Origin of the sequence: Streptomyces sp. DSM 15324 (assembly GCF_001514285.1) — a bacterium.
Taxonomy (GTDB): Bacteria; Actinomycetota; Actinomycetes; order Streptomycetales; family Streptomycetaceae; genus Streptomyces.
Genome location: NZ_KQ949023.1, coordinates 957,761 through 979,006, shown reverse-complemented (window position 1 = coordinate 979,006; position 21,246 = coordinate 957,761). Strand labels below are relative to the sequence as shown.

23 protein-coding genes and 1 pseudogene are annotated in these 21,246 nt (G+C 69.9%); 12 read left to right on the top strand and 12 right to left on the bottom strand.

Translation table 11 applies throughout. The features are described from left to right. Nucleotide 1 precedes the first annotated feature (1 nt). The 6 genes from AQJ58_RS04275 (at nucleotide 2) to fabG (ending at nucleotide 6,145) form a co-directional block, all read left to right on the top strand. Entirely contained in the window at nucleotides 2-814 is an 813-nt protein-coding gene (locus AQJ58_RS04275; protein WP_067244850.1) for a hypothetical protein, read from the top strand. Beyond that, nucleotides 811-2,376 (top strand): acyl-CoA carboxylase subunit beta, encoded by a 1,566-nt coding sequence (locus tag AQJ58_RS04270; RefSeq protein WP_067244848.1) that lies wholly within the window; start codon nucleotides 811-813, stop codon nucleotides 2,374-2,376. Before AQJ58_RS04275 ends, AQJ58_RS04270 begins: the two co-directional genes overlap by 4 nt. Nucleotides 2,377-2,503: 127 nt before the next feature. Continuing rightward, nucleotides 2,504-2,773, top strand: coding sequence for an acyl carrier protein (locus tag AQJ58_RS04265; RefSeq protein ID WP_067244845.1), 270 nt, complete (start codon nucleotides 2,504-2,506; stop codon nucleotides 2,771-2,773). Nucleotides 2,774-2,836: 63 nt separating this feature from the next. Then, on the top strand, nucleotides 2,837-4,093 hold the full coding sequence (locus AQJ58_RS04260) for a beta-ketoacyl-[acyl-carrier-protein] synthase family protein (protein WP_067244843.1): 1,257 nt from the start codon (nucleotides 2,837-2,839) through the stop codon (nucleotides 4,091-4,093). A 5-nt stretch (nucleotides 4,094-4,098) separates the two neighbouring features. Then, nucleotides 4,099-5,172 (top strand): beta-ketoacyl synthase N-terminal-like domain-containing protein, encoded by a 1,074-nt coding sequence (locus tag AQJ58_RS04255; RefSeq protein WP_067245771.1) that lies wholly within the window; start codon nucleotides 4,099-4,101, stop codon nucleotides 5,170-5,172. 232 nt (nucleotides 5,173-5,404) lie between these two features. Next, the gene (fabG, locus tag AQJ58_RS04250; RefSeq protein ID WP_067245768.1) at nucleotides 5,405-6,145 is read left to right on the top strand and encodes a 3-oxoacyl-ACP reductase FabG; all 741 of its coding nucleotides are present in this window, start codon (nucleotides 5,405-5,407) and stop codon (nucleotides 6,143-6,145) included. Here fabG and AQJ58_RS04245 read toward each other — a convergent pair. After that, nucleotides 6,097-7,104, bottom strand: coding sequence for a sensor histidine kinase (locus AQJ58_RS04245; RefSeq protein ID WP_067244841.1), 1,008 nt, complete (start codon nucleotides 7,102-7,104; stop codon nucleotides 6,097-6,099). The two genes, fabG and AQJ58_RS04245, sit on opposite strands and share 49 nt — an antisense overlap. Nucleotides 7,105-7,152: 48 nt before the next feature. Continuing rightward, nucleotides 7,153-7,815 (bottom strand): response regulator transcription factor, encoded by a 663-nt coding sequence (locus AQJ58_RS04240; RefSeq protein WP_067244840.1) that lies wholly within the window; start codon nucleotides 7,813-7,815, stop codon nucleotides 7,153-7,155. Nucleotides 7,816-8,570: 755 nt separating this feature from the next. On the opposite strand from AQJ58_RS04240, the gene AQJ58_RS04235 reads away from it, so the two are divergent. Then, entirely contained in the window at nucleotides 8,571-8,843 is a 273-nt protein-coding gene (locus AQJ58_RS04235) for a type II toxin-antitoxin system Phd/YefM family antitoxin (RefSeq protein ID WP_067244838.1), read from the top strand. After that, entirely contained in the window at nucleotides 8,840-9,097 is a 258-nt protein-coding gene (locus AQJ58_RS04230; RefSeq protein ID WP_067244836.1) for a Txe/YoeB family addiction module toxin, read from the top strand. Before AQJ58_RS04235 ends, AQJ58_RS04230 begins: the two co-directional genes overlap by 4 nt. A 35-nt stretch (nucleotides 9,098-9,132) precedes the next feature. On the opposite strand, the gene AQJ58_RS04225 is transcribed toward AQJ58_RS04230, so the two are convergent. Both AQJ58_RS04225 and AQJ58_RS04220 read right to left on the bottom strand, forming a co-directional pair. Next, nucleotides 9,133-11,271, bottom strand: coding sequence for a tetratricopeptide repeat protein (locus AQJ58_RS04225; RefSeq protein ID WP_067244835.1), 2,139 nt, complete (start codon nucleotides 11,269-11,271; stop codon nucleotides 9,133-9,135). Then, on the bottom strand, nucleotides 11,268-11,678 hold the full coding sequence (locus AQJ58_RS04220; protein WP_067244832.1) for a hypothetical protein: 411 nt from the start codon (nucleotides 11,676-11,678) through the stop codon (nucleotides 11,268-11,270). The genes AQJ58_RS04225 and AQJ58_RS04220 overlap by 4 nt, the downstream gene beginning before the upstream one ends. 231 nt (nucleotides 11,679-11,909) lie before the next feature. Here AQJ58_RS04220 and AQJ58_RS04215 point away from each other — a divergent pair, with 231 nt between their 5' ends. Both AQJ58_RS04215 and AQJ58_RS04210 read left to right on the top strand, forming a co-directional pair. Beyond that, on the top strand, nucleotides 11,910-12,179 hold the full coding sequence (locus AQJ58_RS04215; protein WP_067244830.1) for a hypothetical protein: 270 nt from the start codon (nucleotides 11,910-11,912) through the stop codon (nucleotides 12,177-12,179). Then, complete coding sequence (locus tag AQJ58_RS04210) at nucleotides 12,172-12,810, top strand: DUF6879 family protein (RefSeq protein WP_067244829.1); 639 nt, start codon at nucleotides 12,172-12,174, stop codon at nucleotides 12,808-12,810. Before AQJ58_RS04215 ends, AQJ58_RS04210 begins: the two co-directional genes overlap by 8 nt. Nucleotides 12,811-12,866: 56 nt before the next feature. Here the strand turns inward: AQJ58_RS04210 and AQJ58_RS04205 are convergent, their stop codons facing one another. The 5 genes from AQJ58_RS04205 to AQJ58_RS04185 all read right to left on the bottom strand — a co-directional run bounded on the left by AQJ58_RS04205 (nucleotide 12,867) and on the right by AQJ58_RS04185 (nucleotide 16,025). Further along, the gene (locus AQJ58_RS04205) at nucleotides 12,867-13,742 is read right to left on the bottom strand and encodes a hypothetical protein (protein WP_067244827.1); all 876 of its coding nucleotides are present in this window, start codon (nucleotides 13,740-13,742) and stop codon (nucleotides 12,867-12,869) included. Between the two features lie 887 nt (nucleotides 13,743-14,629). Continuing rightward, entirely contained in the window at nucleotides 14,630-14,776 is a 147-nt protein-coding gene (locus AQJ58_RS43240; protein ID WP_159056211.1) for a hypothetical protein, read from the bottom strand. A 46-nt stretch (nucleotides 14,777-14,822) separates the two neighbouring features. After that, entirely contained in the window at nucleotides 14,823-15,203 is a 381-nt protein-coding gene (locus AQJ58_RS04195) for a PIN domain-containing protein (protein ID WP_199844522.1), read from the bottom strand. Further along, nucleotides 15,200-15,457, bottom strand: coding sequence for a hypothetical protein (locus AQJ58_RS04190; protein WP_067244824.1), 258 nt, complete (start codon nucleotides 15,455-15,457; stop codon nucleotides 15,200-15,202). Before AQJ58_RS04190 ends, AQJ58_RS04195 begins: the two co-directional genes overlap by 4 nt. A 58-nt stretch (nucleotides 15,458-15,515) precedes the next feature. Further along, complete coding sequence (locus AQJ58_RS04185) at nucleotides 15,516-16,025, bottom strand: ATP-binding protein (RefSeq protein ID WP_079078730.1); 510 nt, start codon at nucleotides 16,023-16,025, stop codon at nucleotides 15,516-15,518. Nucleotides 16,026-16,227: 202 nt separating this feature from the next. Here AQJ58_RS04185 and AQJ58_RS04180 point away from each other — a divergent pair, with 202 nt between their 5' ends. Further along, entirely contained in the window at nucleotides 16,228-17,091 is an 864-nt protein-coding gene (locus AQJ58_RS04180) for a helix-turn-helix domain-containing protein (RefSeq protein WP_234359968.1), read from the top strand. Then, nucleotides 17,088-17,270: a DUF397 domain-containing protein gene (locus AQJ58_RS04175; RefSeq protein ID WP_067244821.1), complete on the top strand. Its 183-nt coding sequence runs from the start codon at nucleotides 17,088-17,090 to the stop codon at nucleotides 17,268-17,270. Before AQJ58_RS04180 ends, AQJ58_RS04175 begins: the two co-directional genes overlap by 4 nt. 71 nt (nucleotides 17,271-17,341) lie before the next feature. On the opposite strand, the pseudogene AQJ58_RS04170 reads toward AQJ58_RS04175, so the two are convergent. The 3 genes and pseudogenes from AQJ58_RS04170 to AQJ58_RS04160 all read right to left on the bottom strand — a co-directional run. Continuing rightward, nucleotides 17,342-18,487: pseudogene (locus AQJ58_RS04170) on the bottom strand (IS1380 family transposase); the annotation flags it as partial. Nucleotides 18,488-18,914: 427 nt separating this feature from the next. Further along, nucleotides 18,915-20,072, bottom strand: coding sequence for an FAD-dependent oxidoreductase (locus tag AQJ58_RS04165; protein WP_067244819.1), 1,158 nt, complete (start codon nucleotides 20,070-20,072; stop codon nucleotides 18,915-18,917). A gap of 214 nt (nucleotides 20,073-20,286) precedes the next feature. Next, on the bottom strand, nucleotides 20,287-21,084 hold the full coding sequence (locus tag AQJ58_RS04160; protein WP_067244817.1) for a siderophore-interacting protein: 798 nt from the start codon (nucleotides 21,082-21,084) through the stop codon (nucleotides 20,287-20,289). Nucleotides 21,085-21,246: the final 162 nt, after the last annotated feature.

The window sequence follows — 21,246 nt, the reverse complement described above, 5'->3', positions numbered from 1 at the left end:
CGTGCCTCTGCGACTTCACGCCGGCGCTGTGGTGACACCCCCCGGCGCCCCCTACGAGCCGAATCAGACCGTCCTGCGCTACCACCGCGACCTGGTCGAACTCTTCGGCGGCAAACTGGACGAGGACCTGCTGCGGGCGGGCGGCCAGGCCAGCCACACCCTGATGGCGGACCTGCTCGTGGGGCGGCTCGCGGCCGAAGACGTCCGGCCCGACCTGGTGGTGCTGGCCGCCGCGCTGCCCGATCTCAACCCGGTCCGCTCGGTCTCGGCCTACCTGGGCCTGCTGACCGGCGGGCGGGCGGACCAGTGCTTCTCGGTCACCGAGCAGGGTCTCGGCGCGGCGTTCACCGCGCTGCGCATCGGGGCGGCGCACGAGCGGACCGGCGCTTCCTCCGCGTTCCTGCTGGCGGTGCTGGAGCAGACCACGCTGCCGGCCCACGACCCCGTGGTGCACGACGGTGTCCCGCTGCGCGACTCGGGCGTCCTGCTGCTGTTCGACAGCGGGACCGGCTTCGGCGAGGTCTCCTCCGTCGCCCGGCTGCGCGACGCCGCACTGCTCGGACCGCGGCTCACCGCGCTGACGGCGGGGGCTCCCCGTCCGCTGGTGGTGGCGGGCCCGTGGACCGACCCCGCTGCCCTGCCCTCGGGCGTCGACTGTCACCGGGTGCCGCCCGGCAGCTACTGCACGAGCGTCTGGACGGCTCTGGCCGAACACTGGACGCGGTGGCGCGAGGAGTACGACACCCTCGTGCTGTGCGACACCGACCCCCGGTCGGACACCGCCCATGTGGCCGTCCTGGGGCGGGGCCGATGAGCGCCCCGCCGACGGAGCTGCACCACCGGATCGCGGAACTGGCCGCGTTGAAGCAGTCGGTCCTGGACGGGCCCGGGGAGCGGGCGACGGCGGCCCAGCGGGCCAAGGGCAAGCTGACCGTGCGCGAGCGGATCGACCTGCTGCTCGACGAGGGCTCCTTCACCGAGGTGGAGGCCTTTCGCCGGCACCGCTCGACCGGGTTCGGGCTGGAGACGAAGAGGCCGTACACCGACGGGGTGGTGACGGGCTGGGGCACGGTGCACGGCCGGACGGTCTTCGTCTACGCCCACGACTTCCGGATCTTCGGCGGCGCGCTCGGCGAGGCGCACGCCGCGAAGATCCACAAGATCATGGACATGGCCCTCGCGGCGGGCGCGCCGCTGGTGTCCCTCAACGACGGTGCGGGAGCGCGCATCCAGGAGGGGGTCGGCGCGCTCGCCGGCTACGGCGGGATCTTCCAGCGCAACACCCGGGCCTCCGGGGTGATCCCGCAGATCAGCGTGATGCTCGGTCCCTGCGCGGGCGGCGCGGCCTACAGTCCGGCGCTGACGGACTTCGTGTTCATGGTCCGTGAGACGTCCCAGATGTTCATCACCGGGCCCGACGTGGTGAAGGCGGTGACCGGCGAGGAGATCACCCAGAACGGGCTCGGGGGCGCCGATGTGCACAGCTCGACCTCGGGCGTGGCGCATTTCGCGCACGCGGACGAGCAGTCCTGTCTGGAGGACGTGCGCTATCTGCTGTCGCTGCTGCCGCAGAACAACCGCGAGCACCCGGCGTCCGTCCCCAGCGACGACCCGCCGGACCGGCGCTGCGAGAAGCTGGCGGACCTGGTCCCGCTGGACGGCGGCACGCCCTACGACATGCGCCGGGTCATCGAGGAGATCGTCGACGACGGCGACTGCTTCGAGGTCCACGAGCGCTGGGCGGGCAATCTGATCTGCGCGCTGGCCCGGCTGGGCGGCCAGGTGGTGGGGATCGTGGCCAACCAGCCGCAGTCCATGGCCGGGGTGCTGGACATCGACACCTCGGAGAAGGGCGCCCGCTTCGTCCAGATGTGCGATGCCTTCAACATTCCGCTGGTCACGCTGCTGGACGTACCGGGGTTCCTGCCCGGCGTGGACCAGGAGCACAACGGCATCATCCGGCGCGGCGCCAAGCTGCTGTACGCCTACTGCAACGCCACGGTGCCCCGGGTGTCCCTGATCCTGCGCAAGGCGTACGGCGGGGCGTACATCGTCATGGACTCCCGGTCCATCGGCGCCGACCTCACCTTCGCCTGGCCGAGCAACGAGATCGCCGTGATGGGGGCGGAGGGCGCGGCCAACGTGATCTTCCGCCGGCAGATCGCCGAGGCGGACGACCCCGACGCCGTACGGGCGGAGATGGTCAAGGCGTACCGGGACGAGCTGATGCACCCCTACTACGCGGCCGAACGCGGGCTGGTGGACGACGTCATCGAACCGGCGGCCACCCGTGAGGTGCTGATCCGCGCGCTGACGATGCTGGCCGACAAGCACGCCGAACTGCCGTCCCGAAAGCACGGAAATCCGCCGCAGTGAACCGGACATCCGCCCCTTCGGATTTCGCGCAATCTTAGAAGTGGGCACCTTGCCCGCCCCCTGCCGGACCGGAAAGCTGGTAGGGCGGATTCCCTCTCATTCCCTCTCTTTCCTCATTGGAGGCATCGTGCCCGTCATCGACGCAGCGACCCGCACGCTCGTGAAGAACATCGTCTGCGACATTCTGGAGGTGGAACCCGAGGAGGTCACGGAGACCAGCCTGCTGGCCGAGGAGCACGACGCCGACTCCCTGCGGTCCATCGAGATCCTGGCCTCCATCGAGGTGGCCCTCCAAGTCTCCATCGAGCAGGCGGAGATGAAGCGCATGGTGAACCTCGAAGGGATCTACGAGGTGCTGTCCGAGGCGAAGGCGAAGGCCGGCACGAAGACCCGGTAGCGGCCGGCGTCCCCACCGGGGCGCACCTCAAAAGGAACCGGAATCGACCCATGAGGGGTACTCATGAATTCAGCTCTTTCCCGAGCTGACCGCAGGCCGGCGTCCCAACGCGTTGTCATCACCGGGCTCGGGGTTTTCTCCAGCATAGGAACGGGTGTCGCTGAGTTCACCGAGGGACTGCGTGTCGGACGCAGCCGCGTGGCACCGATCACGGCTTTCGACACCACCGGTTTCGAATACGCCAACGGCTGCGAGGTGGCCGCGTTCGAGCCGGAGAAATGGATCCACCACACTCCGGTGGAGACACTGGGCCGGGCCACCCAGTTCTCCGTGGCGGCCGCCCGTATGGCGGTGGAGGACGCCGGGCTCACCGACGCGGATCTGCGCGGGCTGCGCGGCCAGATCTCCATCGGCACCACCGACGGGGAGTCCCGGGACGCCGACACCCTGGTGGCGCAGCGGATCACCGGCGATCCGAAGGCGGTGAACCGCGCGCTGGCGCGACGGCTCGGCGTGCAGGGGCTGTCCGCGGCGGTGGCCCGGGAGTTCTCCCTCACGGACGTCGAGGCCCTCACCCTGGGCACCGCCTGCTCGGCGGGCAACTACTCCGTGGGCAACGGCTTCGACGCGATCCGGGTCGGCGACGCCGACTTCGCCCTGTGCGGCGGGGCCGACGCCGTCTGCCTGAAGAACTTCGTCTCGTTCTACCGGCTGGGCACGGTCGCCCCCGATGTGTGCCGGCCCTTCGACAAGGACCGGCGGGGCCTGCTGAACAGCGAGGGCGCCGGGGTGGTGATGCTGGAGAGCCTGGAGTCGGCGCTCGCCCGTGACGCGCGGATCTACGCCGAGGTCCTCGGGTACGGACTGAGCTGCGACGCGCACCACCCGGCCGTCCCCGACCAGTCCAGCGTCGCGCGCTGTATGACCTCGGCGCTGGAGAACGCGGGGGTGGCCCCCCACGAGGTCGATCTGATCTCGGCGCACGGCACCGGCACCCGGGCCAACGACACGACCGAGTCGCGCGCGATCCGCCAGGTCTACGACGATCTGCCGCCCCGCACCATCTCGCTGAAGTCGATGCTGGGCCATGCCATGGGCGCGGCGAGCGCGCTGGCCACCATCGCCTGCTCGCTGGCGATCACCCACGGTTTCATCCCGCCGACGATCAACCACGTCGAGACCGACCCGGAGTGCGAGATCGACTGCGTGCCCAACGAGTCGGTCCCGGCGGACCTGCGGATCGTGCAGAACAACGGTCTCGCCTTCGGCGGCAACAACTCCGTGGTCGTGCTCGGCCGTCACGACAAGGAGGCGCGGTGAGCGGCATGCCGTATCCGGTGATCAGCACATGGTCGGCGACCTCGCCGTTCGGGATCGGGCGGCCGGCGTTCACCGCCGGGATCGCCGAACGCCGGCCGACGAGCGGGCCGCTGGACCCCGACACGTGGCAGGTGCCCCCCACGCACGGCTGTGTGGTCCCCGGCTTCGACGTCCGGGAGAGTCTGGGCCGCAAGGGCACGCGGATGATGAACCGGGTGACCGGACTGACCATCACGACGGTCGGCCATGTGCTGGACGAGGTCGACCATCCGCAGGGCGGTGCCGACGACGTCGCGCTGGTGCTGGGCACCACGGCGGGCAGTCTGCAGAGCTCGATGGAGATCACCCACAGTTCCCTGACCGGCGCCCAGCCCTACCACGTGGAGCCCGCGACGATTCCCTACGCGGTGATGAACGGCGCGGCCGGCCGCTGCGCCATCTGGTACGGCCTGCGCGGCCCGAACAGCACGATCGCCGCGGGCCGGCCGACCGGCATGGTCGGGCTGACCTACGCACGGCGGCTGCTGCTGGCCGGACGGGCCCGGCAGGTGCTCTGCGGGGCGGCCGAGGAGTTCTCCCCGGCCCGGTCCTGGGTGGAGCACCACGGGCGGCCCGAGGGCGAGGGCGGCCCCGTGCTCGGCGAGGGTTGTGCGATCTTCCTGCTGGGCATGGAGCCGGCGCCCGGCACCCGGCCGCTCGCGTCGGTGCTCTCCGTACGGACCCGGATGGTCGTCGACGACGACTGGCGCACCGCCGTGGGGCGCTGCCTGGAGGGGGTCCTGTCCGCTGCCGAGGAGAAACCGGACCAGGTCTGGGCGGTGTCCCCCTCGGGTGCCGCCGACGCGGCCGGCCGGGCCGAACTCGCTCTGCTGACCGAGGTGTTCGGCTCCGACACGGTGCTCCCGCCGGTGGCGGACCTGATCGGCGAGACCCACTCGGCGTCCTCGGCGTTCCAGATCGCCTCGGTCCTCGGCCTGGCCGAGCACGACCCGTCCTCGGCGGGGCGGACCGCCGTGATCACCTCGGTCGACCCGGGCGGCATGGCCGCCGCCGCCCTGCTGCGCGTCGCCGGACCCTGACCCCGGTACGCGCGGGCCGGGTCACGCCCCGCCCGCGGACACGGGCGGAACCGGGCCCCCGGTTTCGGTCCGCGTCCGCTCCCCGGTCCGGGCCCGCCGGTGCGGCGGCGGGCCCGGACCGTGCTGTCCCGCCCGTGTCCCGCCCGGCCCGTCCGGGCGGGACACGGCCCCTTCCCTGCCTGTTACAGACGCCACCGGTCGCCCCAGTCGCCACCAGGAGACACGTATGCAGATCACTGAGCAGTCCCGCCCCGTCGCCCTGGTGACCGGCGGTTCGCGCGGCATCGGCCGGGCCGTCGTCCTCCGTCTGGTGCGGGACGGCTTCGACGTGGCCTTCTGCCACCGGTCCGGCGGCGACGACGCCCGGACGCTGGAGAAGGAGGCGTCGGCACTCGGCGGACGCGCCGTCGGTTCCCGCGCCGATGTCGTCGAGCGGGGCGCCGTCCAGGACTGGGTGGCGCGGACCGAGCAGGAACTGGGCCCGCTGCAAGCGGTCGTGACGTCGGCGGGCATCGTCCGGGACGGTCCCCTGGCCGGTCTGGACGACGCCGACTGGCACGACGTCGTCGACGTCAACCTCACCGGCACCTACAACGTGTGTCGCGCGGCCGTCTTCCCCATGATGAAGCGCAAGTCGGGCTGCGTGGTCAACGTCTCCTCGGTGTCCGGGGTGCTCGGCAACGCCACCCAGACCAACTACGCGGCCACCAAGGCGGGCATCATCGGGTTCAGCCGCTCCCTGGCCAAGGAAGTGGGCCGGTTCGGCATCCGGGTCAACGCGATCGCGCCGGGCTTCATCGACACCGAGATGCTCGGCGGACTGTCCGAGAAGACCCGGGGCGGCCTGCTGTCCTCGATCTCGCTGGGCCGGTTCGGGACGGCGGAGGAGGTCGCCGACGGCGTCTCCTATCTGGTGCACGCGTCCTACGTGACCGGGTCGGTGCTCCGGGTGGACGGCGGCGTCATCGGCTGACCGGGGCCCGGCGGGCCCTGCGGCAGGGGGTGGCGCGGGCGGGCTCCGGCCGACGTCACCTGCGGGAACCGCACGTGCACCGTCAGCCCCCGGCCGCCGGGGCCGTTCTCCAGGGTGAGCTCACCGCCCTGGGAGGCGACCAGCATGTGGGCGACGGACAGCCCGACCCCCCAGCCCTCGTTCCCGCCGATGCCGTAGCGGGCGGCCCCGCCGCCGGACCCGCCCCGTTGCATGGCCTGCTCCCGCTCCCTCGGGGTCATCCCCGGGCCCTCGTCGGTCACCCGTATGTGCACCTGGCCGTCGGTCACCGCGGTACGCACGATCAGCGCGCCGCGGGGCCGGGACATCCGGACAGCGTTGTCGAGGAAGATGTCCATCACCCGTTCCAGGGTGCCGCTCCGGGTCAGGACGGTCGCCCGGCCGCCCGCGTGCGAGGCGCCGAGCACCAGATCGCGTTCGGCGGCGGCGTCGGCCCAGGCGGCGGCCCGTTCCCGGACGACGGCGGCGGCGTCGACCTCGACGGGGGGACTCACGGTGGCGGTCGAAGCGGCCCTCAACTCCACGACCGTGGCGCTCAACTGCTCCACATCCTGGGTGATCATCCGGTGCACGTCAGCGCTCTGCGGCGGCAGTTGGGCGGCCAGCCTCTCCAGGCGGATACCGAGCAGATGGAGGGTGGTGCGCTGCTGGTGGGCTATGTCCGACAGGAGCATGCGGTACCGCTCGTCCACGGCCTGGGCGGTGGCGGCTATCCGGTTGACGGCCTCGACCAGTTCACGGGTCTGGGGTGGCCCGGTGTGTTCGGCCAGCAGTTCCACGGGTTCGCCGCGCTCCAGTTGGCTCACGGTCCTGGTGACCGCGTTCAGTGAGCCGAGCAGCCGCACGCACCAGCTTCGGTAGGCGGCGCCCAGGAGCGCCAGGGCGAGACACGCAACGGCAGCGAGCAGGGGCAGGAGCATCGACGTGTGCCTCTCCGTGCGGTGGGGAAACGCTGTGAGCGGCGATGCTCAGAGGACGAAGCGGAAGCCGACACCGCGCACGGTCTGGATCAGTTCCGGCGCTCCGAGCTTCCGGCGCAGACTGACCATGTGGACGCCCAGCGTCCGGGTGTCCCCCACACTGGGGTGCCCCCAGACGTGCCGCATGATCGCCTCCCGGTCGAAGACCTTGCCCGGCTCCCCGGTGAGCAGGACGAGCAGGTCGAACTCCTTGCGGGTGAAGACGATCTCCACACCGTCCATGAAGGCGCGGCGCTGCTTGAGGTCGATGGTGAGGGGGCCGACGACGCGCGATCCGCCGCCCAGCCGCGCCCAGCCGCCGACGGCCCGCCGGACCACCGCCTCTATGCGGGCGATGAGTTCACGCAGGCCGCACGGCTTCACGACATAGTCGTCGGCCCCCATCCGCAGGCCGAGCACCCGGTCGAACTCGTCATCCCGTCCGCTGACCATGATGATGGGGACGTTTGAGGAGGCGCGGATGGTGCGGCAGACGTCCATGCCGTTGCCGTCCGGCAGGCCGACGTCCAACAGGACGGCGTCCACGTCCGCGTAACGCTCCAGCGCCGTCTGGCAGGTGTGCGCCATCTCTGTCTCGAACCCGTGGTCGCTGAGTCCGCTCCGGAGCGCGTCAGCGGTGTCAGCTTGGTCTTCGACGATCAGAACGCGCATGGAAACCCCCCGATGGCTACGCAGTTGATCGTGGTCCGTGGTCCCGAAAGACTCCGGGGCGGCGGGCCTGGCTGACGGAGCTCACCGCTACGCGATAACTATAGTGTACGAGCCCGAATGGCGGAATGGTGATCCTCCCGGCGCGGCGCACCCGCCGCCGTTGCCGGGTGGACGGTGTCGGGTGCAGCGGTTTCGCGCTGTTCGGACAACGCCCGCCGGGCCCGCTCGGCAGACCGGCCCCCTACCAGGGAGCAACAAGGGCACCGCCGCGTCAGCCGACGCTGCCGTACTCCACGGGGTGCTGCGCAGCGACGCCACGGCTGTCGACAAGACAGCTGCCGGTGTGACGCCGCCAAGCTGACCACCCGGAACAGACGTCTCTCTCTTATGAAATTCGGTCCTCGAACTCGCGCGCCGCCTCGCGCCACGCTGGCTCGGCGGAGACGACGAAGCTTTCCCCGCCCGGTTCGATCATCCAGGTGAATCCCGCATCCCCTGCGGGGAGGTCATGGCGCTCTTTCAGCACCGCGAACTCCGCCTCCGACGCCGGGCGGACATGGATCCCCTTCGGGTAGATGGGCCTGAGCAGATGACACGCTGAGGGTGCCCCACTGAGGGCGCCCTCAGCGCCGGGGCCTCTCGACCGGGCCCTCGCCGAGCAACCGCGCGGGCGAGGAGCGCCCCGCGTGCTCGTACCAGAATCTCGTACCAGTGCGGTACCGTTTTCCAGTACCACCAGGAAAGAGGTGCCGCAGATGACCATAAGCGCCAGCGAGGCCCGTAAGGACCTCTTCCCGCTCATCAAGCGCGTCAACGACGACCACACCCCGGTGCGCATCAGCTCCAAGAACGGCGACGCGGTACTGATGTCCGCCGAGGACTACGACTCCTGGCAGGAGACTGTCTATCTCCTGCGCTCTCCCGCCAACGCGCGCAGCCTCATGGAAGCCGTCGCACGGGACAGGGCCGGCGAGGCCGTGATCACCAAGACCATGGCCGAGCTGGAAGACCTGGCGGGTGACGGGTGAGGAGTGTCCACTTCGACCCGGCCGGATGGGAGGACTTCCTGTTCTGGCTCGGCTCGGACCGCGCCATGGCCCGCAGGATCACCCGGCTCATCGCAGAGATTCAGCGCACCCCCTTCAGCGGCATCGGCAAGCCGGAGCCCCTCAAGGGCGACCTGTCCGGCTACTGGTCACGCCGGATCGACGACGAGCACCGGCTCGTCTACCGGGTTGACGAGAAGGAAGTCAAGATCCTCAAGGCGCGCTACCACTACTGATCCCGCTGCTCCCCGTCGCGGCACGAGCCATCGCGTCATCGGCTCGACCGGTACGCGTCCAGGAGCTGTCGACCCGCCAGCGTGAAGGGGTGCTCGGGGCCCAGCCCGCGTTCTCGCCGTGCGACGACGTCGGCCATCAGCTCGATCCCCTCATCCACGCGTCCGAGTGCGACCCGGGTCCGGGAAAGGAGCTGCCGGGCCGCGAGCACGATCGGGTGGTCCGGCCCGAAGCGCCGCGCATACGCCTCTGTGACCTGCCGGATCTCACTGTCGGCCTCGTCGAAGCGGCCCAGGAGGTACAGCGCCCACGCATGGTTGTGCCGGGCGCCCAGTGTCACGGTGTGGTCCGGGCCGAGGGAGCGATCGCATTCCGACGGCAGGGTGAGAAGTGTGCCGCCCTCCTCGGTGACCACTTCGGCAGCGGGCAGCATCTCCAGCAGGCTGGCACGGGCCCGCAGGGTCAGCGGATGCGCGGGGCCCAGCGCCGAGCACCGCCCGGCCACGGTGTCACGGAGCAGCGCGACGGATTCCTCACGTCTGCCGAGGTTCGCCAGCACGAGCTGGAGGCCATAGCCGGTGTCGGTGGTGTCGCGGTCGTCGGCGCCGAACAAACGCTCCTGGGCGTCCCGGACTGCGCGCAGTGCCGCATCGGCCTCGGGGTACCTGCCCAGCCGGAACAGCGCCCGCCCTGCCCTGGAGCGGGCGGCGAGGACCGTGCGGTGGTCCCCACCGAGGTGTCGCTGTGCGAGGTCCGCCGCGGTGCGGGAGGTCTCCCAGGCGGAGAGGTAGTCACCGGTCCGGTGCAGGGCTACCGACAGCCGCGTCGCGACGGCCAGGGCGTCGGCGGCGGACGGCCCGTCGATGTGCCTCAGCAGGGCCAGCGCGTGAGGTACCAGCAGGCGCAGTCGCGGATCGTGCGGCCCCGCGTCGGGTACGGCGGGCACGGCCGCGTCGAGCAGCCGGACGGCTGTCGCGTCGAGGACTGGCACCAGGTCCGCAGGCGTCGCCGCCGAGACGCTGTCGAGGAGAATGCCGTGGCTCTGTACGCAGCGCGCGCCGGCGGCGTCGACCAGCTCGGACAGGGACTGGTCGAGGAGTGCTCTGAGGGCCGTCTCGGTGCGAGCACGAGGCAGTACGGTGCTGATGTCGACGTGGTTGAGCAGAGACAGCGGCAGCGGCTCCGCGGCGAACCGGGCCAGCAGCCTGAGCAGGGCCGCGGCTTCGGGCAGTCCGCGCCTCTCGAACGCGTCGAGGGTCAGCTGCCAGGTGAGGCCGACCAGGTGCCGGGGGTCCGCTTCGGACAGCGCGTCGGCGCCCCGGTCGATCAGCTGGACCCGCCCGTCTCCGTCGAGTTGGTCCTCGTAGGCGTCCATCGTCCAGGGGTCGATGACCTGGTGGGAGAGGAAGCCGCCCGCCAGGGTGAGGGCGAGGGGCAGCCGCCCGAGCCGGTCCGCGACCCGCGCCGCCTGCTCTGTCGTACCGCTGTGCGGGGCGAGATCGCGCAGCACGAGCGCGGCGTCCTCCCGTGGCAGTACGCCGATGTGTTGCAGCTCGGCACCCGGCCACCAGCGGGCCGCCGCGCGCCGGGTGGTCACCAGAACCATGCCGCGCGGGCTGGTGCGCAGCCAGCTGCCGTCCCGCAGGATCTCCGGCTCGTCGGTGTTGTCCAGGACCAGTAACCAGGGTTCGGCGGAACGGTCGAGGTACGTCCAGACCAGATCGGCGGCGGGTCTGAGGCCGTTGCGCGCGGCGAGCAGTTCGCCGTCACCCGCCCCTCGGTCGGCGGCGACGGCGAGCATACCGGCACGCAGGCTCGCACGGTCTGAAGCGTTCACCCACAGCCCCACCCTTCCCCGTTCTCCGGTGACCTCCTGGAAGAGAGCGCAGGCGACCGCCGTCTTGCCCGAGCCGCCCATGCCGTACAGCACGTAGACCTGGCCGCCGCGCTCCGCCTCGACGCTCGCCCGCAGGCGTTCCATCACCTCACTGCGGTCGCGCAGCGCGACGGGGGGCCGGCCGACCGCCGGGCGTCGCACCGAGTCCGGTCCGCCGTGCTCCGGCCCGTCACCGCCGTAGTGGTGGTGGTGTTCGCTGATGTGCTGGTCGCCCCGCGACTGGTAGACGCGTCCCTGGTCCTCGGCGTGGCCGTCCGTCCCGCCCATCCCGCCCGTCATCGCTCGGCGATGTGCTGGTCACGTCCCGCTTGGTAGACCCGGGCCTGACCGGACGCGGTGGCGTGCTGGCTGATCTGCCGGGCGGTCGCGCCGTCGGGATCGAGTTGGTCGAGTAAACCCCGCAGTTCCTCGACGGCGGCGGGCCGGGCCACGAGCAGCCGCCGCACCATTCCCTGCCACTGAAGGCGCAGTTCGTCCAGGGTCTCCTGATCGTCCACCACCACTGCGGCCAGCACGTCCTCGCGGCCGGCCTCCAACTCGGCGGCGACAGACTCGGCGCTCTCAGGTTGCGCACGGCGCCAGAGCCGCATGATCCCGTCCCTCGCGTGCTGCCACGCATCGGTCGCCATCAACGTGACCAAGGTGACCCCCGCGCTCTGTGCGAGCGCGGCCACTTCTGGGTCCACAGCCGCCCCTCCGTTCACCCGATTTTTCCGACAGCACAGATGGGAAGTGTCACCTGTCGGGCGTTTACATGATTTTTCTTTCCGATCAATATCATTCCAGCCCTGTGCGACATGAGACAAGGAGGAATCAATCCTCGCCATTACCCTCGCAGGCCGGGTCTGACACGTGGTGAGGCAGGCAAGTTGCACGCTACAGTGAGACATCCCGACCGATCGAGGGGGCGATGGGAAATGGCCAGGCCATGGGAAGCGGATCCGGACACGAGTTTCAAACGGCGTCTGGGAAAAACACCCCAGGAACTCGGAAACACCACCGGAACCCCTGACTGCCCGGACATCTGGGAACTCGCGAACGGTGACATCGCCGTCATCGGCCGGGACCTCACCCCCTCACTCGGCAAGAATTTGCCCGACGGCGTCTCGATCGGGTCGGACGAGCGCCTGGTGGTCATCCCCAGGAACATGCTCATCGCGGCGAAGCCGGACATCCCCAGTGTTTGACTCCTTCCCCGACGGTGCCTCCGAACGCCTGGACCGCCCCACGTACCACGCGGACTTGGGCCGGGTCTACGCCGGCGGGATCGGCTTCCTCAACAAGCTCGAACGCGGCCAGCACTTCCAGGAGCGCGGCTTCCCGAGCTGGGAGGCGTTCGCGGACGGCGACTGGGAGAGGGCCCTGTCCCTGGCCGACGAGAGGCGCGAGGACTACGCCCAGGAAATCCGGCGGGCGTGGGAACTGGGCATCAGACACCGCCGCCTCCGGGTCGTGGAATTCCCGGTCACGCCGTACGTGCAGTGGGAGTTATTCGTGCTGCGTGTGCGCGTGGAAGTGGGCGACGACATCAGGATTATCGATGCTCGTGACATTTCCAGCGTCGAGCGAACTCGCCCGGTTCCGGAAGTAGTGATTCTCGGCGATGTCGTCATGTACGAGGTCGTGTACGACGAGGACGGAAACGCGGCCGGGGCCAAGCGGTACGCCGATGGCTCACTGATCCGGGAAACGAACGCCGGGTTCGATGCGCTTTATGAGCGTGGTGAGGGGTTCCACGCCTTCTTCGAGCGGGAGATCGCCCCGCTGACCCCGCCGCGGGGGTCCGGCACGCCGACGGGGCTTCGCGGGGCGCGGTGATCAGGGTGATCAGCGAGGCGGCGTGAGAAGTCAGCCCTCCCGCGCCGCTCGCCTCGTCATGACTGAGGTTCCTCCAGCTTGACGGCAGCGGTGTCCGCGCCGTGCTGCTCGGCGTGTACGGGGGCGAAAGGTTCTTGGTCTTCCACGACTTCGCCGTCCACGACTTCCCCATCCGCCACACGGGGCGACGGTTCCGCCAGTGGCAGGCCGGCAAGGTGCTTCTTGAGCCTCTTGGCCATGGGAAGGTAGGTCGCAAAGGTGAGTCCGCCGGAGACAGCAGCACCGATGAGGGGGATGGCCTTCGAGACGGTCGTCGCGAAGGACTGCGTCGTCATCCTGACACCGAGGTAGCCCGCGACTTTCTTCACCATGGGATAGACGACCCCATGGGTGAGTGCCTTCTTGGGCAGCTGCTTGGCGACCTGCTCCGCCATCATCCCCGCAACTTTCCCCACCGCGGCGTTCGCCGATTGGGTGCCGAACATCACGCCGAAGAACAGCGTGAGCACCCCCTTGGTCGCGTCATCGACGTCGTCGCCCTCGTCGGAGAACAGGTCGGGCCAGCTGTAGAGATAGGCGAGCTTCTGCGCGATACGCAGCATGTGGCCGACGTACTGGGCCGCGTCGGCGGGCACCGTGGCGGGCAGGGCGAGGACGCCGGGTACCCCGGCGGCGGCGGAGAGGGCGCTGACCTTGGCGGTTTCGTAGCGGATGGAGTCGTTGGCCACCTTGTCGAGAAGCTCGACGCTGATGCCCGCCGCAGCGGGGGTCTCTTCTACCGCTATTCGGATCTCGTCCTCGGAGCAGCGGCGAGCCAGCGCACTTCGGAGGTATGCCTCCCTTTTGATGCGCACACCCGGAAGCTTCGCTGCGGCCAGCAACAGCGTGAAGAAACGCGACTCGGGGTTCTCGACGTCTTTACCCTGCTTCATGGCAGGAACCTACAGTAGCTCCGCACTCCAAAGGCCTTACTCCGACTTCTCCGTTGAGACCTCGTCATGCGTGTGACGGTGGCGTCCGGGCCGACTCCCCCTCACGATGTCGATCGTCACCGGGAAGGCGACCTTCACCAAGAACGGGCCGCCCCTACGCGGAAGTTGACAGTCCTGACAGCCAACGCCGACGCGGCTGACCTGGCGGACGAGCCCGCCGAGGCCGCCGAAGGTGCAGAGTGCCGTTGCCCGGGCGGCCGCCATGGAACGACCGCGCCGACGAGGAGCGTCCCGATGTGCCCAGGCCGAGGCGCGTCCAGAACCCGCTCGCAGCGGCAGACGAGTCGGGCTGTACGCCGGGTATTCCTGAGCACCCTTCTGACCTGGGCTTTTGCGGGCTGGATCGGTTGTGACCTGCTAGGTCGGGTTGCAGAGGCGATCGGAGGCAGGCAGAGGAAACCGCTCTGATTCGACCCGGGTTCGACCCGAGCTGCTCGGGGCCAGTCAGAGGCAATCGCCCTCTGTCTGGCCCCGAATCGGCCAAGGTCGCGAGGGTGCCGAAGGGGTCGGGACTGACGGCGCTCCCACCTGTCGACCGCCCACCTGCGCCAGGATTCCTCGGACCGCGCAGAGGGGGCGCCGATAGAGGCCCTCGATCTCACGGCGGCGGACAGCGCCCGTGGGACGACGCCTGCTGAAATGCCGTCGAGCGGGGCGGGGCAGCCCGCCCACAGGACAGTCACCGCCGCTGTCAGGCGGCGGCAGATCCCGACGAACCGGACGGCGGTCCGTCGTGTCTCAGCAGGTTGGTGGCTCGGTGGGCGGTTTCGTCGGCGTCCTCGGGAAGGAAGCGGCTGGCCTCGCCGCTCCATGTGACGATCAGCTCGTCACGTGCGCGGGTAGCGGCGATGAACACGAGTGAACGGGCGTACGGCCTTGATGCCCGCCTTCCCGGCCTCCCGCGCGCGGCGGCAGTGGTCGAGCACGGGGATGAGGAAGGACTCCGTCTTGCCGGAGCCGGTGCCGGTCGTCACGAATTCCTCGATGCCGGATTTCTCCTCCCCGGCGGGGCCTACGGGGTCAGGGTCCGAGGTCGATGACCCTCACTGACTGCCCCTTCCAGACTTCGGGTTCGGTGGTGGCCACCACAGCGCCGTTCGGCCGCTCCGGCGTCGGCTCGGCCGCGTACCGCGTGTGCGCCGGCGCCCATGAGTCCTCGCGGGCCAGGGCGAGCGCGGCGGGCAGGTCCAGGTCGAGAACGGTCACCCCCGGTAGCGCGGCGAGATGCTCCGCCGTGCCGGGCCGTACCCGGTCCGCCGAGACGAGGGCACACGCCGGGGCGTACAGGAACCAGCCCGCCTCGGCGTGGGCGCGGTGGATCAGGCGCGAGGCGAGCACGTTGCCCTGCCCGGCCGCGACCATCGCCGTGTCGTCGAGGACGATGTGCAAGGGCTCGGTCACCGGGTTCCCGCCTCACGCAGGCGCTGCTCCAACTCGGCGTCGAGCGACGCCTGTTCGGCCGCGCTCGGGTCGTAGCCGTTCCATTCCCGCAGGGCGGCACGAGCCTGCTCGGCCCGTTCCGCACGCTCCTCGGGGGTGAGCAGCGTCTCGGCGAGGTGGGACAGGTAGCCGCGCAGGGACATGCCTTCGGAGGAAGCTATCCGGGCGAGTCGGTCGCGCGCTTCGGCGGGGATGCGGACGTTGGCGTCGGACATGGCTGCCTCCTCGTTCGGACGCCGCCAGGATACGGGTACGGGTACGTACCCGTCGAGGTCACTGGGCCGGCGCGAGAGCACACTCAGCCCAGACCGTCTTGCCCGGGCCGTCGGGCCGGAGGTACCAGTCCCAGCGGGAGGCGAGTCCGGCGACCAGGAGCAGCCCTCGGCCGCCGGTGTCCTCGGCGCCGGGCGTCCGGAGGGCGTCCGGGCGGGGCGGTACGCGTTCGGCACGGGTGTCGGTGACCTCGATCCGGACGGTCTGCGTGTGCGCGATCACCTGAAGGTGGAGGTGGAAGTCCCGGCCGGGGACGTGGCCGTGCCGCACCGCGTTGGCGGTCAGCTCGGCGAGCACCAGCACGATGGCGTCGTGCCGGTAGGAGTCGTACGGGACCCCCCAGGCGTCGAGCCGGTTCGCGGCGAGCCTCCGGGCAAGGCGGGCGCCGCGCGGGGTGGAGGTGAAGCGCATCTCGAACGTGCGGTCGAGGGGCGCGTGAGGGGTGATCAAGTAGTCCGCGGGGCGGTCTGGTCGAGCGGTGCGGGTGGGGGTGCCGGGTTTGTTCGTCATGCCGACAACGGTGTCGCCGGTCACGTAGCGTGACAAGTGGTGACGCACCGACGCGGGCCGGTTGTACGCGCGGTGTCGGCAGCGGTACGAGACACGCGGCGTGACGGCTCTCCTCGGCGGGCGTTGGGCCAGGGAAGGGGTAGTGGTGACCGAGGGTACGAGCGCGGAGGCGGGGACCGTGACGGCCGGCGAGGAGGTGACGGTGAGCTTCGGGGACAGCTGGGAGAACGACGGCGAGGCGGGCGGCGTCCAGGCCGGTGCGGACAAGTCCGGGCAGGGGGTCGTCACCGCGTTCGGGCAGAGCATGAAGACGCTGCGGGTGCGGGCGGGGCTGGAGCGCGAGGAGTTCGGGCGGCGGATCGGGTATTCGGCGTCCACGGTCGCGTCGTTCGAGCAGGGGCGGAGGATTCCGTCACCGAGGACGATCGAGCAGGCGGATGAGGTGTTGGGGGCGGGTGGGTTGCTGACCTTGTGGAAGGAGCAGGTGGAGAGGGCTCAGTATCCGGTTCGGTTTCAGGGGATGGCGAAGCTGGAGAAGGAGGCCATTGAGCTGCTCGCCTATGACGCCCTCGTGGTCAAAGGCCTGCTCCAGACCGAGGAGTACATGAGGGCCCTGCTGGCGATGCGGCGTCCACCCTTGGACGAAGAGACGATCGAACAGCGAGTAGCCGCGCGGCTCTTGCGGCAGGCCATCTTCGACCGCCACCCTTCGCCTTTGCTGAGCTTCGTGATGGACGAGGCGGTTCTCCGGCACCGGTATGGGGGAACTGGCGTACTACGGGGGCAGTTGGAGCATCTCCTTCTGATCGGACAGAAGCGGAACGTCGAGATCCAGGTCATGCCCACCGAGTGCGAGGACAACGCAGGGGTGAACGGGTCGTTCACGGTAGTCACGCGCAAGGACGGCAAGAAGTTTCTGTACGCCGAGGCACAGGGCATGAGCGCCCTGCAGACCGACCCAGAACAGGTGACTCTCGCCGGAGCCCGCTATGGGATCATCCGATCGCAGGCTCTCAGTCCGCGAGAGTCCTCGCAGTTCATCGAGAAGTTGCTGGGAGAGCTATGAACGCCACCGAGTCCGAACTCACCTGGTTCAAGAGCAGCTACAGCGACACCGAGGGCGGCGACTGCGTCGAGGTCGCGGCCGATACGGGAGTTGTACACATCCGGGACTCCAAGGCAGTGGCCGGGCCGGTCATCCGTGTGACACACGAAGCCTGGGCGGGGTTTGTCGGGGAGGCCTGACGGTCGTACGTACGCGAGAGCCCTGCCGGTCCTTATCGGGCGGCAGGGCTCTCGTGCGTCACGCTTCGCGCTTTGCCGCAGCGGATACGGTCCTCGACGCGGGCGGGCGCGCGGTGGCGGACTTCGAGGTGCTGGATGGATCCGCCGCCCGCGATGGGAGTGTCGGTGAGGAAGACCTGGTGGCGCATGCCCTCGTCGTGGTCGAACAGGGAGAGCTGGGCGCCGGGATGCGGGCGCTCGCGTCGCACGGTGATGCGGGTGCCGTCGGGATATCCGGCCAGGTCGATCAAACCGGTTAGCTCGGCGACCTCGGCTGAGCCGCGCAGGGATCCGTCCTGTTCCAAGGCCGGGTGCCAGACCCGGTCGGGCAGGGCCCGGATCGCGCGCCGGAGCGGTTCGGTGACGGGGTGTCCGACGGAGAAGAAGGTCTGGATGCCCTGAGCCCGCAGACTTCGCAGGTGGGCCAGGAACGCTTTGGCGCCGCCTGCGCTGTCGGTACGGATGAGGATGTCGGTGCCGTGGCGATGGGCATCGGGGATCTGGGTGAGGGCGGCGTCCAGGACGGCGATGTGGTCACTCGCGGTGTTCGCGCCGGCGTTGCCCGGCCGCAGCAGGCCGGCCAGAGCCTCACCGGTGTTGTCCAGGAAGCACAGCAGCGGATGGAAACCGAAGCCGTGTTTGTAGGTGGCGGCTGCCTGTTCCTTCTCGGAGTGGCAGGTGACGAGGGTGGCGTCGAGCTCCAGGACCAGGCCGGGCAGATCGCGTCCGCCTGCGCGGGAAACCGGTATCCCGTGCCGGGTCTCGGCGGCCTGCAGCCAGGCGACTTCCCGGGCAGCGGCGCGGGCCGTGCGCAGTGCCGCGAGTGTGGTGGTGTCGATGTCGGCCAGGACACGCCAGGCGGTGGGGGTGGAGGCGACCGGACCGAATACCTCGCGCTGGTCGCGCAAGAGGGCCAGGTCAGCGATTGCCTCGCCCCCGTCGGCGAGCATCACCGCCAAGTCGACCGCCACCCGGCCGGGATCGTGGCCGGTGCCGCGCGGCCGCAACCGGTGCAGCGCGTTGGCGAAGGAGCCGGTCAGGCCAGTGGCGTCGGCGAGATCGGCCAGCAGGCGGGATCCGGCGTGGCTGACCACTCCGCGGCCGTCGGCCGAGACGACAAGCTTGGGACGCGACCCGGTAGTGTGCACGCAGAAAGTGCCTTCCTGCTGTGGTGACAGAAGCCCTAGACAAGCCTCATCATCCCAGCTCAGAAGGCACTTTCGTGTTTCCGCTCAAGATCCGGACACGGCAGCAAGCGAAACGCGCAGGCTAGTGGGCCCGCGATGCCGGGTCGCCCAGAGCGGCGAACGCGGCGTGACGGCAGCATGGTCGGCGAGCATGCTGGGGCTCAGCGGGTTTCCCCAACCCTGCCGCCCTGGACCGGCTCGCCGCGGCGGTCCTGGCCGAACTCGGGCTCCATCCCCGACGACCCCGACCACCTGCTGGACCTTGCCGCCGTCCTTGACGTGCTACCCGATCCGCGCCGTCGACAGGGCCGCCGTTACCGGCTCGGCCCGATCCTGGCGCTGTGGCGCGACTCACCGGCTGGACCAACACCGTCCACGCCAGCGACCAGACGCCCTCTCATAGCGCCCTCTGAGCGTTTTACCTGGCGAGTGAGTCGGCCACAATGGCGCTCAGTTTCCGCGCGGAGGAATCGGCGGAGAGCAGGCGTTCGGTGCCATGTTCGATGGCCTGGGCCGTCTCGGTGGAGCGAGGGAACATGGTCTTCTCGTAGACGCGGACGGCGTCGTCGACAGTGGCTGCGTTCGCGAGGGCGAGGGCGAGTTCGCCGGCGTCGATCATGGCGAGGTTGACGCCGGTGCCGAGCGGGGGCATGAGGTGGGCGGCGTCGCCGAGCAGGGTCACCGTCGGGTTGTGCTCCCAGGTGTGCGAGACGGGGAGCACGAAGATCGGGCGGTGGATGTAGGGGCCGTCGTTCTCGGTGATCATCCGGCGCATGCGGGGCGACCAGTGCGCGTACTCGTCACGCAGTACGGCGCGGATGCCTTCGGTGTCCTCGGCGGTCAGACCCCTGGCGCTGATCCAGTCGACGGGAAGGCGTTGGATGATGTAGACGCGGAGCTGATTGTCGCTGTTGCGCTGGGCGAACAGGCTGCGCTCGCCATCAGCCGCGTGGGCGCTGCCCGAGCCGACCAGTTCGGCGATCTCGGGGTGCCGGTCGTCGACATCGGAGAACCATGCTTCCAGGAAGCTGATCCCGGTGTACTCGGGGAGGGCGGGGGACACGGCCGGACGTACCCGGGAGAAGGCGCCGTCGGCGCCGATGACCAGATCGGTCTCGATGCTCGTGCCGTCGGCGAAGTGCAATCGCCGCGGCCCGTCGGCGGGCCCATCGATCGAGTCGAGGGAGCGGCCCCAGCGCACCGTTCCCTCTTCCAGGGAGTCGAGCAGCAGGTTGCGCAGGTCGCCGCGGTCGATTTCCGGCTTCAAGAGTTCGTCGGCCGCCGGGACTCGGTGAAACGTGATCGCGCCGGTCGGGTCCATCTGGCGCAGTTCCTGCCCTTCGGGACGGGCGAGGGCGAAGAACTCGTCGAGCAGGCCGGCTTCGCGCAGGGCGACCTGGGCGTGGTCGGCGTGCAGGTCGAGGGTGCCGCCCTGGTTGCGGAAGTCGCGGCTCGGGTCGCGGTCGTAGACGGTGACCGCGATGCCTTGCTGCTGGAGGATGCGAGCGCAGGTCAGTCCGCCGGGTCCGGCGCCGATGATGCTGATCCTGGCGTCAGCGGGTGCTGGGGACTTCAAGGTTGTTCCTTTCGGTCGGAGAAGAGGAGTCACCGGGCGAACGGGCGGGGCGGCGGCGCTCAGAGGTCGCCTCGGTCATGGAGGTGCCCCGTGAACAGAACCGACCCGCGAAGGGCACGTCGCTGGGTGACGATGGGGGGCAGGGCGAGATCTGCCACCGGAGTGGGGTGAGAGGGCGGTCCACGCGGGCCGCCTCGACCGGACACCGCGGCCGTCATCCCGGAGTCGCCCTGCCGTGCCGCCAGTAACCGACGAAAGCGATGTCGGACTTGTCGACGCCGCGCTCACGGACGAGGTGCCGCCGCAGCGTCGTGGGCAGGTGGTTCTCACCCGCCACGAAGGTGGCGAAGCGCCCTGGCGGCAGGTCGGCCTTGATCACGGTGTCGAGCGCGTAGCGCCCCGGAAGTCCGGGGCGGCCGTCGCGCGGAAGCCAGTGCACGCTGACGTGCTGTGGCGTGTTCAGCTTCTGGACGTCCGCGCTGCTGGGTACCTCGAGGAACACTTCGCTGGGCAACGCGCCCTCGTCGGAGTCCAGGATGGACAGGATGGCCGGTACCGCGGTCTCGTCCCCCACGAGCAGTTGCCATTCCACGTCATGGGGCGGGCTGTAGGTGGCTCCCTCGTCGAGGATGCCGACCGGTTCGCCGGGGCGGGCGCCCCGCGCCCAGGTGGAGGCCGGACTGTCCCCTTCGTGGAGTACGAACTCGATGTCCAGTTCGTTGCGGTCGGGCCAGAAGTGCCGGACCGTGTAGAAACGGACGTAGGGGCGTGCCGCCTTGCCCGTCATCATGTACTGCGCCATCCATGTGGCGTCGGACCGGGAGGGCAGCCAGAGCCGGTCCTGGCCGGGCCGCCGGAACAGAAGCCTGAATTGCTGGTCGACTCCGATCGGCCGGAAGTCCTTGAGGTCCTCTCCGCCCACGGTCACCAGCAGGAAGTTTCCGGGCCTCCACTCCTTGCGCACGACTTCGACCGACAGCACCCGACGGCTGACGGGCTTGATCCGGTTCATGGTGACGTCCTCTTCCCATGCGACGACGCCGCAACGCGAGGTGGGTACGCACCACGCCCGGGCATCAACTAAGGCATGCCTAACCGTAGAATGGCGCTTGTGCGCATGGTGGCCATGCGATACCCCGGAACGGCCAGACCGTGATCGGAGCACGGGGCGAAC